The organism is Kitasatospora sp. NPDC034533, from assembly GCF_055575155.1.
Map to the genome: position 1 here is coordinate 171,150 of NZ_JBVITE010000004.1, position 14,040 is coordinate 185,189.

Below are 14,040 nucleotides of genomic sequence, written 5' to 3' on the forward strand. Positions count from 1 at the left end.
TCCGGCGCGGGAGCGCAGAACCCGTCCAGGATGCCCCCGTGACCCCCTGTACCAAGCGCGCCCCCGACCAGGAAGCGGCGACCGCCTCGCCGCTCAGCTCCGCAGCACCACCCCGAGCACCGACGGCCGGAACAGCAGCGACGGCGGCGCCACCAGCGACATCACCTCGTGGAACGCCGCGGTGACCGCCGGGTCCCGGGTGCTGCCGGCCAGCACCTTGTCGAAGAACCGGTGCTGGAGCCCGACCAGGGCGCCGGAGGGCGCGCCGGTGGTGGCGCGGAAGCGGGCGTCCTCGGTGCAGGAGATCATCCAGGGGATCTTGGAGGCCGCCGCCACCGCACGGCGCGCGGCCCGCGCCGTGGCATGCCCGATGCCGCCGTGTCGCTTCGCGGTCCGGCGCAGTTCCCGGGCGCAGAACAGGGCGACGGTGACGCCCTGCCCGTACACCGGGTTGAAGGTGCTCGCGGCGTCGCCCACCACCACCAGGCCGTCCGGGCAGCTGCGCTCGTAGTGCCGGCGCACGCCGGGACCGGGCAGGAAGCCCCGCACCTCGCCGGCCGGTTCGGCGCCCCGCAGCACGTCCTCCAGCATCGGATCGCGCAGCATGCCCAGGTGCTCGGTGAACCCCGCCTCGTCGGCCGCCGGTTCGGCGCCGCGCATACCGGCGAGGCTGACGATCCAGCGGTCGCCCTCGACCGGCAGCAGCACGCCCATCCGCGGCCTGTCCGGTGCCTTGGTCTGGAGGTAGATCGCCCGGTTGCCGAGGTCGGATCCGGCCGGACGGTGGAAGATCCGGGAGGCGTAGGCGACGCCCGCGTCCACCCGCTCCTCGGGCACCGGCCGGCAGCCCAGTCCGGCGAGCCACTTCGGCACCGAGCTGGAGCGGCCCGCCGCGTCCACCACCAACTCGGCCGGAATCTCCCGGACTTCACCGCGCCCAGACCCGCGCCCAGAGCCGGGCTCCGAGCCGCGCCCAGAGCCGCTCTCCGAGGCGGACCCGGAGCCGCGCTCGGGACCGCGCTCGCGGACCTTCACCCCGGTCACCGCGGTCGCCGAGCCGAGCAGCCCGACGACGTCCGTCCCCTCCAGGAACTCGATCGCGGGATGGGCGCGGACCCGGGCCAGCACGGACTTGTCCAGCAGCGGCCGGGTGCAGGAGAGGAACCTCAGCTGCGCGTCGTACTCGGCCAGCCAGCCGGCGGAGCTGAGCCACCGGACGTCCGAGGCCGACACCTGCCGCGCGCCCGCGGCCGTCAGCTCCTGCTTGATGCCGGGCATCATCTCCTCCAGAAGCCGGTGCCCGGCCTCCAGCACCAGGTGGGCGTGCCGGCCCTGCGGCACCCCGGCGCGGAACTCGACCCCCTCCGGGTACCGGTCCCGCTCCACCATGACGATCCGCTCGGCGAACCCGCGCAGCGCCCACGCGGCCGCCATCCCCGCGAGCCCGCCGCCGATCACCACCGCAGTACCCCGCCCCGGGGCCCTCTCCGAAGTAGTCATGACACGTAGCGTAGTGGTGCGGGTGCCTCCCCGTGACGGCTTCGCCGGGGACGAACGCTCAGGCGCGCAAGGGTCGTTGAGACCGGTCGGGGCGAGGCCGGACCGCCTCCACCGGCGCGGGCACGGGCGGGTGGCGCGGTGTGCGACCGGGCGGCGAGGGGCCCCGATGGGTGTCCGCGCGGCGTGGGTACTAGACTCGACGGGGTTGTGCTGGCGCCTCTTCGGTGCGTGAGCGCGCGGAAGCGAGGAGGTGAGAGCCGTGGAGTGCAGTAGTACGGGCCGAAGTCGGCCCCGCCCCCGGTTGTCCCGCACCACTCGCGGCCCCCGGCACACCTCCTCCCGTACGGCTCCCGCGCGGCACTGACCTCGTCCTCCCGGCGAGGCGCCGCCGGTCGCGCCGTGCGCGTGGCGGCCGGCCGGGCGCCTCCGGCCCGCCCCCTTCCCTTCACGGCGGCCGGATACCCACTGTGGAGGTCCCGCCATGTCCGACTGGCGTGTGCGCGCCGTGCGCGCGAGCAAGCGTCCGTTCTCCCGTTCCGTCGTCCGGCCCGTGGACACCCAGCCGGCGCCCGAGCACTCGATGGACCCGCGCCCGGACCAGCCCGTCGCGCCGGTGGGGCTGGAACGTTCCGTCGTGGACGCGGCGGTCTACCGGGACGGTCGCCGGATCGAGGCGCCCGCCGACCTCGCCGACATCTTCCGCACCCTGCCGGACCGGCCCGGCACGATGGCCTGGATCGGCCTGTTCCGCCCCGCCGAGGCGCAGCTGCTGGAGGCCGCCGACCGGTTCAACCTCCACGAGCTGGCCGTCGAGGACGCCATCGTCGCCCACCAGCGGCCGAAGCTGGAGCGCTACGGCGACACCCTGTTCGTGGTGCTGCGCGCCGCCCGCTACCTGGACGAGGCGGAGGAGGTCGACTTCGGCGAGATCCACCTCTTCATCGGCCCCGACTTCGTGCTCACCGTCCGCCACTCCCAGGCCCCCGACCTCTCCGCGGTGCGCAGCCGTCTGGAGGACGACCCGGAGCTGCTGGCGCTCGGTCCGGAGGCGGTGCTGTACGCGGTGCTGGACGCGGTGGTGGACGGCTACGCGCCGGTGATCGCCGGTCTCCAGCACGACATCGACGAGATCGAGACCGAGGTGTTCAGCGGGGACCCGAAGGTCTCCCGGCGCATCTACGAACTGTCCCGCGAGGTGATCGAGTTCCAGCGGGCCACCCGCCCGCTGCTGGAGATCATGCGGAGCCTGGAGGCGGGCTTCGACAAGTACGGCACCGACGACGAGCTCCAGCGCTACCTGCGCGACGTCGCCGACCACGCCACCTACGCCGCCGAGCGGGTGGACGGCTTCCGGCAGATGCTCCAGAACATCCTGGCCGTCAACGCGACCCTGGTCTCGCAGCGGCAGAACGAGGAGATGAAGCAGCTCGCCGAGGCCGGGCACGCGCAGAACGACGAGATCAAGAAGATCTCCTCCTGGGCGGCCATCCTCTTCGCGCCGACGCTCATCGGCACGGTGTACGGGATGAACTTCGAGATCATGCCGGAGCTCAAGTGGGCCTTCGGCTACCCGTTCGCGATCGGGCTGATGGCCCTGGTCTGTACGGGGCTGTACCTGATCTTCAAGAAGCGGGACTGGCTCTGACCGGCTCCCGCCTCCGGTGGGTGCGCCCCGTCCGCCGGACCGGTTCGCCGGTGGAGTGGCCCCTCACCCGTTGACGTGAGGGGCCAGCCCTCACCCGTGTGCCGGATTGACAACGGTCATTGCCGTAGCGGCAAATGGCAGGCATGGCCGACGAAGAGTTCGAGAACGTCCTCACCACGGTGGGCCCGAGGCTGCGGGCGCTGCGCCGGGAGCGCGGCACCACGCTCGCCAAACTGGCCGCCACCACCGGGATCTCGCTCAGCACCCTGTCCCGGCTGGAGTCCGGACAGCGCAAGCCGACCCTGGAGCTGCTGCTGCCGCTGGCCCGGGAGTACCGGGTGCCGCTGGACGAACTGGTCGGCGCCCCGGCCACCGGGGACCCGCGGATCCACCCGCGCCCGGTGACCAGGAACGGCCAGACCATCGTCCCGCTGACCCGCCACCTGGGCGGGCTGCACGCCTACAAGCACATCGTCCCTCCGGGCAGGAACGCCGGGCCGGAGCTGGAGCTGAAGGTCCACGAGGGCTACGAGTGGCTGTACGTGCTGTCCGGACGGCTGCGGCTGGTGCTCGGCGCCCACGACCTGGTGCTGACGGCCGGTGAGGCGGCCGAGTTCGACACCCGCACCCCGCACGCCTTCGGCAACGCCGGCCAGCAGCCGGTGGAGTTCCTCAGCCTGTTCGGTCCGCAGGGCGAGCGCATCCACGTCAGGGCGCGCCCGGGAACCTCTGTTCGGTAGGTTCGTTCCTGACAGGGGGTCTTCGTTCCGGCTCCCGCCAGGCCGTCGGGAGGGGCCGAGGAGATGAGTGTGCGACAGAGCGCGGAGTCCGGCGAGAGCGGCGGAGCAGGGGAGCGGCGGGAGACCGGTGGCGGCCGGGCGGAGGCGGCCGCGCGCACCGTGGTCGCGGAGGCCGCGGACGCCCCCGGGGCGGCGAGCGGGAACGCGGCCGGCACCAGGGGCGGGAACGCGGCCGCTACCACGGAAGGGAACGCGGACGGGACGAACGGGCGGCCGCGGAAGAAGCGCCCGTTCTGGCAGGAGCTGCCGATCCTCCTGGTGATCGCGCTGCTGCTCTCGCTCGGCATCAAGACCTTCTTCGTCCAGGCCTTCTCCATCCCCTCCGGCTCGATGGAGCAGACGCTCGCGATCGGCGACCGGGTGCTGGTCGACAAGTTCACCCCGTGGTTCGGCGCCAAGCCGGAGCGCGGTGAGGTGGTGGTGTTCCGCGACCCGGGCGGCTGGCTGGAGGGCACGCCCACCACTCCGGACGACTCCGTCATGGGGACCGTGCAGAAGGCGCTCAGCACCGTCGGCCTGATGCCCTCGGCGGACGAGAAGGACCTGATCAAGCGGGTGATCGCGGTCGGCGGGGACACCGTCGATTGCGAGGCGGGCGCGCCGCTGAAGGTGAACGGCGTCGCGCTGGACGAGCCGTACCTGTTCCCCGGGGCGACGCCCTGCGACAACGACCCGGTCGGCACCGTCACCGTGCCCAAGGGCAAGCTGTGGGTGATGGGCGACCACCGCAACAACTCGCGGGACTCCCGCTGGCACCACAACGAGACCGGGGACGGCTTCGTGCCGGTGGACAACGTGGTCGGCCGGGCCTTCGTGGTCGCCTGGCCGCTGTCCGACTGGTCCACCCTGCCGGTTCCGGACACCTTCGACAAGGTGCCGGCCGGGGCGGCGGGAGCGGCCGGCGCGCCGTTCGAGGCGCCGCCCGCGCCGGAGGCGGCCGCGCTGGCCGGGATCGTGCCGCTCGCCCTGTGGCAGCGGCGGCGGTCGGCGCACGGGGCCTCGGCGCGCGGCACTTCGGCGCGCGGGGATTCGGCGCACGGGACTTCGGCGCGGAAGGGCGAGTGAGGCCGCGTCGGAAGGGCCGGTGAAGCTCCGGCGGGCCAGGGCGAGTGAGGCCGGCCCGCTCCCGCGCTCGGTCCGGCCCGGGCGCTCGTTCCCGGCGGCGGAACTCCTCGCGCCGAACGCCTCCCGCTGATCTCTACACGCCTGTAGAATTCACCAGGTGAGCTGCACCCCGGCCGCCCGGACACCCGCTCGGGGTGGCGGGGCGGCCGGGTCCTGGTCGGGAGGCGGAGCCGTGATGGAGAGTCAGTGCGGTCCCGGGGGCACCGGAGGCCCGGCGGGGGTGGAACCGGCGGACCGGGACGTGCGGTGGGTGTACCAGCCGGTCGAGGTCGACCTCGGGGACGGCACCTGGGCGCTCGGCCGGATCAGTGCCTGGTGGCAGGACCCGGCCGGGCAGCGCTGGTGCCGGCTGCGGATCGGGCGCAGCGGCCGGCCCGCCGGCTGGCAGCGGTTCGACCCCGCCCGGGTGCTGCTGCTGCCGCTGTCCGGGCTCTGAGCGCTCGGCGGGGAAGTTCTTGGCGGAACCGTTCGGCGGGCCCTATCGTCCCTGGGAGCGACCGCTGGCAGGCACTTCACGACCGGGGACGACGTGACTTCGGAGATCTACTTCAGCAACAACTACCGCGACCTGTGCGAGCAGCACGGCACCGGCGCGGGATTCCAGTTCGAGTTCTACTGCTACCGCTGCTCGGACACCTGGCGTTCGACGTTCGAACCGTTCCGCACCGGTCAGGTGGCCGGGTGGATAGGCAAGGGCGTCAGCGCGGCCTGGAACCTCATCGGCGGCAACGCCAACACCATCAGCAACGCCGCCGACGGCCTGGCCGGCCAGACCTGGGGCACCTCGCGGGACGCCGCCTTCCAGCGGGCCATCACCAACGCCCAGTCGCACTTCAACCGCTGCGCCCGGTGCACCCACTACGTCTGCGGCCGCTGCTTCGACCCCGCCATGGGCCTGTGCCACACCTGTGCCCCGGACACCGCGGCCGAGGCGCAGGCGGCGCGGCACCGCGGCGTCAACGACGCCGTCACCGAACGCGCGTTCAAGGCCGGGCAGCAGTCCGGCGCCGAGTTCGACGTCAACGCGCCGCGCCAGCTGGTCTGCCCCCAGTGCCACACCGAGACGCACGGCACGCCGTTCTGCCCGGGCTGCGGCTTCCGCCTGGCGCAGCCCGCCCAGTGCACGAGCTGTCACAAGGACGTGCCGGACGGCGCCGCGTTCTGCCCGTCCTGCGGGACGAGGCGCTGACCGTCCGGCGGAGGTGGTCGCCGGGGAGCTGACGTTCCCCGGGCCTTCGCGCGTGGACGGCGGGGCGTGCCCGGGGCAGCGGCCGGGCGCGCCCCGCCGTCGCGCGGCTGGGGCCCTCGGGCTCAGCCGTAGGAGAGGTTGGCGCAGGGGTCGTCGTCGGCCGAGCGCGCCTCGCCGCTGATGCTGCTGGGCAGCGGGGCGGGCGCGGTGGCTGCCCCGCCGGGCGCCGGAGTGGCGGCGGTCGCCGGGTTGGCGGCGGCGAAGTCGTGGCCGACGACGACGCTGACGCCCCGTCCGCCGGGCTGCACGGTGGCGCCGGGGAACAGCTTGGCGACGGCCTCGGCGGCGGCGCGCTCGCCCGCGCCGTACTCGACGACGGTGGTGCTGCGCGGCTTGCCGACCGCGTTGCCGACGCTGGTGACGGTGTAGCCGGCGCCCTTGACGGTCTCCGCGGCCCGGCCGCCGAGCCCCGTCTCGCCGGTGCTGTTGAGCACCGAGACCTTCACGTCGGCGGCCTTGGCGTCCGAGGCGGGGGTGGGGACCGGGGCCGTCGGCGCCTCGCCGGCGGGGCTGGTGGGGGCGTCGGAGCCGGCGTCGGCGGGGGCGCTCGCGTCCTGGCCGTCGATGGTGCGGTCGGCCTTGAGCGCGGCCCAGAGCTGGTCCACGTCCGGGTGCACCAGGGCGACCCTCGGGCCCTCGTAACGCCACGGCACGGTGAGGAACTTGACGTCGTGCAGGTCGATGTCCTTGAGGGACATGGCGAAGGAGAGCAGCTTGGCGGCCGAGCCGAGCCCGGGGTCGACGGTCAGCGACTTGGTCGCCGCGTCGGCCAGCGGCAGGAGGGTGGTCGGGTCCATGCCCCGGGACTTGATCTCCTTGACGAGGGAGGAGAGGAAGGCCTGCTGACGCTTGGTGCGGCCGATGTCGGAGCCGTCGCCGATGCCGTGCCGGACCCGCACGTAGTCCAGTGCGGACTGCCCCTCGACCTTCTGCTTGCCCTTGGGGAAGACCAGCTTCCCCTTGCGGCCGAGGTTGGGGTTGAGGTCCCCCTCGTGGATGTCGTTCGGCAGGCAGACCTCCACGCCGCCGACCGCCTTGGTCATCGCCGCGAAGCCGTTGAAGTCCACCACGATGGTGTGGTCCACGCGCAGGTTGGTCAGCTTCTCGACGGCGTTCTGGGTGCAGGCCGGGTTGCCCTGGTCGCTCCCCCCGACCGAGAAGGCGCTGTTGAACATCACATTGGTCTGCTCCTTGGTCCACTTGCCGTTGGGGAGCTTGCACGGGGGGAGTGTGACCAGGGAGTCGCGGGGGATGGAGATGCCGACGGCGTGCTTGTGGTCGGCGTAGACGTGCAGCAGGATCGCGGTGTCCGAGCGGGCGCCGCCGTCCCCGCCGCCGCCCAGGTCGCTGTTGCCGTTGCCGCGGCTGTCCGAGCCGATCAGCAGGACGTTGACCGGGGTGCGGCCCTGGGCGTCCGGGGCCGCGGCCTCCGGGCGGTCCTTGCTGAGGGCGTCGCCGTCGAAGGTACTGATGTTGCTGTTCAGCCGGTAGTAGAGGGCGCCGCCGCCGAGGACCGCGAGGGCGGTGCAGCCGGCGGTGGCCCAGAGCACCTTCTCCTTGGTGCTGCGCCCGGGCTTCTTCCGGGCCCGGCTCGCCGAGCGGGCGCCGGATATATCCGCACTGTCCTGGTTCCGGCTATTTGCGCGGCCCGCGGCCCGACGCCCGCCCGCGCGGTGCGGCGAATTCTCGGCTCCGGGGGAACCCTTGCGGCCAGGCACGTCGTCATCCTCCACAGTTGCCACGCGAGCCCCCGTCGAAGCGGCGGGTTCGCATGGCCCGGGGCCGGAGCCGATCCGGGCAGGGCCCGTCGCTAAACTTTTACACCGCTGTAGAACTTCAGTGGAGCATACTAGGCACGGAAGAGAAAACCAGCTGGTCAGACCATGAGAAATTGGTCAGAGCGGCTGGTCCGTGCTGCTCCGCACGAGTGCGAGGAGCATGATGACTGATCGGATCATACGTTCGATGGCCGGTGCCCTGGTGGCGCTGCTGGCCGCCGTGGGCCTCACCGCCGCGGCATCGGGGGCGGCGGTGGCCACACCCCGAACCGTCGTGGCGGCGGTAGCGGCTGACAACGACTCGGCCGCGAACACCCCGTCCGCGAACACCTCGTCCGCGGGCACCGGCCAGGAGGTCCGCAGCGGGGCACGCGCCGCGTCGGCCACCGACGCCACCCGCCTCGCGGCCAAGGAGGAGAAGAAGAAGGGCTTCTTCGCCAAGCTGGGCAAGTTCCTCCTGGTCGTGGTGATCCTGATCATCCTGTTCTTCGTGCTGCTGATCGTCGGGATCGTCTACCTCGTCAAGCGGATCTTCAGCCGCCGCAAGTAGCCGCCGGCCGTCCTCGGCCACGAGCAGGTGCCGGCCGTCCTCGACCGCGAGTGACCGCCTGCTGCCGTGACCCGGGCGTTCGCCGCCGCCCTCCCGGGCGGTGGAGCCGGAACGACCGCCCGGGGCAGGCCACTTGGCGGCGATTGGCCCTGTCCCGCAGATCGGGGTCGCCCCGAGGATGAGCGCCATGAACGACTTCCGCTCCCACCAGGCCTCCCACACCGCCTCCCACACCGCCTCCCGTGCCGGCGACGGAGCGCGCCCCGACACCCGGATCGTCCACCCGCCGCTCGCCGAGGTCACCGGCAGCCGCCCACTCGGCGTGCCGCTGTACCAGGGCCACCTGTTCGCCTTCGAGACCGGCGACGCGCTCACCCGCGCCCACGGCGGCCCGGACGGCGCCTTCTTCTACAACCGCTTCGGCAACCCCACCGTCCGCACGCTGGAGCAGGCCGTCGCCGACCTGGAGGGCGGCACCGGGGCCCTCGCCACCGCCTCCGGCATGGGCGCGATCAGCACCGCGCTGCTCACCCTGCTGCGCGCCGGAGACCACGTCATCGCCCAACGCAGCCTGTACGGCGGCACCGTCGGCGCGCTGACCGACCTCACCGAGCGCTGGGGCGTCGAGGTCGACTACGTGAGCGGCGACGACCCCGCAGCGGTCGCGGCCGCGCTGCGCCCCGACACCAGGGTGCTACTGCTGGAGACCGTCTCCAACCCCACCACCCGGGTGACCGACCTGCCCGGGCTGATCGCCGTCGCGAAGCGGGCCGGGGTGGTGAGCGTGGTGGACAACACCTTCGCGACCCCGCTGCTGTGCCGCCCGATCGAGCACGGCGCGGACGTCGTGGTCCACTCCGTGACCAAGTACCTGGGCGGGCACTCGGACGTCCTCGGCGGGATCGCCGTCTTCGCCGACCCGCAGACGCACCACCGGGTCTGGCGGCGCTCACTCGAACTCGGCGCCGCCGCCGACCCGTTCGCCGCCTGGCTGACCCTGCGCGGCATGCAGACCCTCGCCCTGCGGGTCCGCAGGCACTGCGAGAGCGCGCTCGACCTGGCTGGCCGGCTCGCCGCCCATCCGGCGGTCACCGCCGTCCACTACCCGGGCCTGCCCACCCACCCCGACCACGAGCTCGCCCGCCGCCTGCTCCCGGACGGCCAGGGCGGCGTCCTCGCCTTCGACCTGGCCGGCGGGCGCACGGCCGCCGGGACGTTCACCGAGTCCGTCCGGCTCGCCTCGCTGGCTCCGTCGCTGGGCGACGTGCACACCCTGGTGCTGCACCCGGCCAGCACCTCCCACCGGCAGCTGTCGGACGAGGAGCTGGCGGCCGCGGGCATCGGCCCGGGGACGGTCCGGGTGTCGGTGGGCATCGAGCACCCGGAGGACATCTGGGCGGACCTGGAGCGGGCGCTGGCCGAGGTGTGAGCCCGGGAGGAGCGCCAGGACCGGGTGGCCGGGGCCGTCAGCGCCGGCGCGGGCGGGCGACCAGGAGCGCGATGTCGTCCTCCGCGGCCTGGGCCGGCGGGGGGAGGAGGGAGCGGAGCAGGGCGTCGAGCAGGTCGTCGAGGTCCCCGGCGGCGGGCAGGCGCAGGGCCGCGAGCCGCTCCAGGGAGGCGTCGATGTCCTCGCCCCGGCGCTCGACCAGGCCGTCGGTGTACAGCAGCAGGATCTGTTCCGGCAGGAGCTGATGGGTGGTCTGCTGGTAGCCGCCGAGGCCGGTGCCGAGCGGCGGGCCGGTGGGGACGCGCAGCAGCGTGGTCGGGCGGCCCGGAGCGATCAGGGCGGGCGGCAGGTGGCCCGCGCTGGAGAGGGTCCAGCGGCCGCGGCCCGGGTCGGCGAGCGCCAGCAGACACGTCGCGGGGCGGGCGGAGTCGTCCGCGGCGATGACGTCGTCGAGCCGGCGCAGGATCCGGTGCGGGGGCAGGTCCATCCCGGCGAGGTCGCGCAGTGCGGAGCGGTAGTGGCTCATGTCGACGGCCGCCTCGACGCCGTGCCCCATGACGTCGCCCATCGCCAGCAGGGTGCGGCCGAACGGCAGCCGGACCGTCTCGAACCAGTCGCCGCCGACCACCGAGCTGCTCCCGGAGGGCAGGTAGCGGGAGGCGACGGAGAGGTTCGGGTGCGGGCTGCCGGGCTCGCTGAGCAGGGCCCGCTGGAGTTCCAGGGCGAGGCCCTGGGAGCGGGCGAAGCGGCGGGCGTTGTCGAGGGCCGTGGCGGCGCGGGCGGCGAGGTCGCCGAACAGGGCGGCCTCGTCGGGGGCGAAGGCCGGGGAGGCGGCGGTGCGGCCGAGGGTGAGCAGCCCGATCAGCCGGCCCCGGGCGGCCAGCGGCAGGACCAGCAGTGAGGCCGTTGCGGCCGGGCAGGCGTCCTCGGGCCCGGGCTCGGTGAGCACGGCGATGCCGCCGGCCAGGCTGCGGGCGGCGGCGGAGCCCTCCCGGTGGCGCACCGATTCCCCGGGTCGGGGCAGCTCGGCGAGGGCCTCGGCCAGCGCCGGTACGGACCGGGCGCCGGCCCGGTGCAGCCGCCGGGGCGCGCCCCGGCCGGGCCCGTCCGGTTCGGCCTCGGGCGGCAGCAGGTCCACGGTCGCCAGTTCGGCGAGCCGGGGCACGGCGAAGGCGGCGAGTTCGGCGCCGGTGGTGCCGAGGTCGAGGGTGGTGCCGATCCGTTCGGCGGCGGCGTCCAGCAGGGCGAGCCGGGCCCGGGCCTGCTCCAGCTCGCGCAGCTGCTCGCGGGCCGGGTCGGGGTCGTCCAGCACGACGACGATCACCCCGGTGGTCCGCCCGGCGTGCCGCAGCGCCCGGTAGCGCACCCGCAGTCCGGCCGGCACGGGGGAGCCCGCGCCGGCCGGGCCGCCGGTGGCGTGCTCGCGGGCGAGCCCGTCGGCGAGGACCCGGCGCAGCGTGCCGACGGCGCCCGCGAAGGCGGTGGTCCCGGCGGCGCGGCCGAGCAGGTCCGCGCGGCGCAGTCCGGTGGCGGCGGTGAACGCGGGGTTCAGGTACTGCCAGCGCAGCCGCTCGTCGAGCAGCGCGACGCCCACCGGGGCGGCGGCGAGGACCTCGCGGAGCCGCTCCGGATCGTCGCCGCCGCCGTCGCCGCCGGTGATCGCGCCGAAGCGCGCGGCGAGGGCGGCCGCGGTCGCCGCCAGGGACCGGGAGTCCGGTGCCGCGGGCCGGGGGCCCTGCGCTCGGTTGCCGTGCCGGAAGTGCATGAGCCCATGATCACGCGCCCGGGCGCGGCACGCCCACAAGCGGGTGAAACGTTGACTCGCCGGAGACGGTGTTGTAACGGGCCCGCGGTCGACTCCGCGCGGCCCCGTGGCGGCGGGGAGAACCCGGGTGAACGCAGGATGACCACCGGTCATACTTGGGCGGCGGCGCCCGGCCCCGGACGCCGCGGGCCGGGCGACGGACCCCGGCCCCGCCCCGCGCGACGGCGCCCGCAGACCACACCGGAGGAAACCCGATGAGCCCCCACCAGCCGACCAGTCGACCGGCGGCCGGGGCCCCCGGGGTGCCGTGGAACCGGCAGCGGCTGCGCAGCAACAACGAGTGGCTGCTGCTGGAACTGCTGCGCACCGGCGGTGGCTCCTCGCGCGCCCAGCTGGCCCGCGACACCGGCCTGTCCAAGCCGACGGTGTCGGCCGCGCTGGCCGATCTGGAGCGGGCCGGCCTGGTGCGCGAGGCCGGGCGGCTGGCCCCCGAGCGGGGCCGCACCGCCGTGCTGTACGAGGTCGACCCGACGGCCGGGCACGTCCTCGGAGTGGACATCGGGCGGGCCCGGCTGCGGGTGGCCGTGGCGGACCTGGCCGGGACGGTCGTGGCCCGCCGGGACGTGGCCAACCGGGGCCGGTCGGCGAACGCCGTCGCGAACGCGGTGGTCGCCACCGCGCACGAGGCGATCGCGGAGGCGGGCCTGGCCGCCGGGGACATCGTGCACGCCGTGATCGGGACCCCGGGGGTGTGGGACGAGCGTCGGCGCGGGGTCCGGTACGCCAGCAGCCTGCCCGGCTGGGGCAGGCCGGGGCTGTTCGACCGAATAGGCGAGGGCCTGGGGACGGCCGTCTCGGTGGCCAACGACGCCAACCTGGCGGCGCTCGGCGAGTACACCCGGGGGGCGGGCCGGGGCAGCCGGATGTTCGCCTACCTGCTGGTCGGCACCGGACTCGGGCTGGGCGTGGTGAAGGACGGAGAGCTGCTGGTGGGCGCGCACGGCGCGCTGGGCGAGATCGGCCTGGTCCCGCTCCCGCTGCCGGAGCGGGGCGGCGAGCCGGCCGCGACCATCGAGCAGGAGGCCGCCGCGGACGCGGTGGTGCGCGCCGCCCGGGACTTCGGGCTGGACGGCGGCTCCGCGGCGCGCCAGCTGACGGCGAAGCAGGTGTTCGAACGGGCCCGGGCCGGAGAGGAGGCGGCGGTCCGGGCGGTGGAGCGGGAGGCCGAGCGGCTGGCCTACGCGGTGGCCGTGCTGTCGGCCGTGCTGGACCCGGACCTGGTGGTGCTGGGCGGCGGGATCGGCAGCAGCGCGGACCTGCTCCTGGAACCGTTGGAGCGGGCCCTGCACCGGCTCGCCCCGATGCGGCCGACGCTCGCACCGAGCGCCCTCGGGGAGGAGGCGGTGCTGCTCGGCGCGGTCTCCACGGCGCTGGAGACCGCACGCGCCGAGGTGTTCGAGCGTCGGACGGCGGGGCCGCGCTGACGGCCCGTCCCTCGGTGGCGGCGGCGCGGGCCGGACGCTCGGTGGCGAGGAGATCACGATCTGCCAACGAGTGAGGGTTCGGTGGACGGTGCGTATGCGATTCCTGTTTGAATCGCACGACTCATCCATACGGAACGGAGCGTTCTCCTCCCATGCCTTCACGGATACCCGGTCGCCGCCGGGCCGGTCTGGCCGGTTTCGCCGGACTCGTCCTCACCGTCGGCCTGGCACTGACCGGTTGCGACCCCTCGGCGGCCGACGGCGGTGCCAAGGCCTCGGCCACGCCGACCGTCGCCGCCACCTCGGCCGCGGCGACCACCCCGCCGGCCGCGCCCGCCGCACCCGAGCCGGCTCCGGCGACGACCCCTCCGGCCCAGCCGACGCCCGCGGCGCCGGTGGCCACGCCGCCTCCGGCCGCGCCTGCGGCCCAGCCCACGGCCCCGCCGCAGCCGCCCGTCACCAAGGCGCCGCAGCCGAAGGTGACCACCGCCCAGCCGCCGACCGACCCGGAGCCCCCGGCGGCTGCCGGCGGCAGCGCGGGCTGCGAGATCCGCTCGAACGCGGGCAACTGCTACGAGGCCGGACAGTTCTGCCGCGACGCGGACCTGGGCAAGAGCACCCACGACGCCGGCGGCCGGGTGATCTACTGCCGGATGGTCAGCGGAAAGCCGCACTGGCAGGCCTGAGGCGCTTCGGG

At 74.7% G+C, this 14,040-nt stretch carries 12 protein-coding genes; 9 read left to right on the plus strand and 3 right to left on the minus strand.

Annotated elements, in window-relative coordinates; all coding sequences use genetic code 11:
* Positions 1 to 93: 93 nt before the first annotated feature.
* A complete protein-coding gene (locus tag ACZ55U_RS05030; RefSeq protein WP_465522522.1) occupies positions 94 to 1,500 on the minus strand; it encodes an NAD(P)/FAD-dependent oxidoreductase in 1,407 nt (468 codons plus the stop codon).
* 481 nt (positions 1,501 to 1,981) lie between these two features.
* On the opposite strand from ACZ55U_RS05030, the gene ACZ55U_RS05035 reads away from it, so the two are divergent.
* The 5 genes from ACZ55U_RS05035 (at position 1,982) to ACZ55U_RS05055 (ending at position 6,259) form a co-directional block, all read left to right on the plus strand.
* Entirely contained in the window at positions 1,982 to 3,145 is a 1,164-nt protein-coding gene (locus tag ACZ55U_RS05035; RefSeq protein WP_465522524.1) for a magnesium and cobalt transport protein CorA, read from the plus strand.
* Between the two features lie 143 nt (positions 3,146 to 3,288).
* The gene (locus ACZ55U_RS05040; protein ID WP_380733923.1) at positions 3,289 to 3,885 is read left to right on the plus strand and encodes a helix-turn-helix domain-containing protein; all 597 of its coding nucleotides are present in this window, start codon (positions 3,289 to 3,291) and stop codon (positions 3,883 to 3,885) included.
* Positions 3,886 to 3,948: 63 nt separating this feature from the next.
* Positions 3,949 to 5,010: a signal peptidase I gene (lepB, locus tag ACZ55U_RS05045; protein ID WP_465522526.1), complete on the plus strand. Its 1,062-nt coding sequence runs from the start codon at positions 3,949 to 3,951 to the stop codon at positions 5,008 to 5,010.
* Positions 5,011 to 5,290: 280 nt separating this feature from the next.
* The gene (locus tag ACZ55U_RS05050) at positions 5,291 to 5,506 is read left to right on the plus strand and encodes a hypothetical protein (RefSeq protein WP_465522528.1); all 216 of its coding nucleotides are present in this window, start codon (positions 5,291 to 5,293) and stop codon (positions 5,504 to 5,506) included.
* Positions 5,507 to 5,599: 93 nt separating this feature from the next.
* Positions 5,600 to 6,259: a double zinc ribbon domain-containing protein gene (locus tag ACZ55U_RS05055; protein ID WP_465522530.1), complete on the plus strand. Its 660-nt coding sequence runs from the start codon at positions 5,600 to 5,602 to the stop codon at positions 6,257 to 6,259.
* Positions 6,260 to 6,381: 122 nt separating this feature from the next.
* Here ACZ55U_RS05055 and ACZ55U_RS05060 read toward each other — a convergent pair whose 3' ends face one another.
* Positions 6,382 to 7,869, minus strand: coding sequence for an LCP family protein (locus ACZ55U_RS05060; protein ID WP_465522532.1), 1,488 nt, complete (start codon positions 7,867 to 7,869; stop codon positions 6,382 to 6,384).
* Positions 7,870 to 8,284: 415 nt separating this feature from the next.
* Here ACZ55U_RS05060 and ACZ55U_RS05065 point away from each other — a divergent pair, with 415 nt between their 5' ends.
* Together ACZ55U_RS05065 and ACZ55U_RS05070 are read left to right on the plus strand one after the other, a co-directional pair.
* Complete coding sequence (locus ACZ55U_RS05065) at positions 8,285 to 8,647, plus strand: hypothetical protein (RefSeq protein WP_465522534.1); 363 nt, start codon at positions 8,285 to 8,287, stop codon at positions 8,645 to 8,647.
* Positions 8,648 to 8,834: 187 nt separating this feature from the next.
* On the plus strand, positions 8,835 to 10,076 hold the full coding sequence (locus ACZ55U_RS05070; protein ID WP_465522536.1) for a trans-sulfuration enzyme family protein: 1,242 nt from the start codon (positions 8,835 to 8,837) through the stop codon (positions 10,074 to 10,076).
* Positions 10,077 to 10,113: 37 nt separating this feature from the next.
* On the opposite strand, the gene ACZ55U_RS05075 is transcribed toward ACZ55U_RS05070, so the two are convergent.
* Entirely contained in the window at positions 10,114 to 11,859 is a 1,746-nt protein-coding gene (locus ACZ55U_RS05075; RefSeq protein WP_465522538.1) for a SpoIIE family protein phosphatase, read from the minus strand.
* A 254-nt stretch (positions 11,860 to 12,113) separates the two neighbouring features.
* Here ACZ55U_RS05075 and ACZ55U_RS05080 point away from each other — a divergent pair, with 254 nt between their 5' ends.
* Together ACZ55U_RS05080 and ACZ55U_RS05085 are read left to right on the plus strand one after the other, a co-directional pair.
* Positions 12,114 to 13,343, plus strand: a complete 1,230-nt coding sequence (locus ACZ55U_RS05080; protein ID WP_465522540.1) for an ROK family protein — start codon at positions 12,114 to 12,116, stop codon at positions 13,341 to 13,343.
* 152 nt (positions 13,344 to 13,495) lie between these two features.
* Positions 13,496 to 14,029 carry a hypothetical protein gene (locus ACZ55U_RS05085; RefSeq protein ID WP_465522542.1) on the plus strand — a complete coding sequence of 178 codons (534 nt, stop codon included), beginning with the start codon at positions 13,496 to 13,498 and terminating at the stop codon, positions 14,027 to 14,029.
* Positions 14,030 to 14,040: the final 11 nt, after the last annotated feature.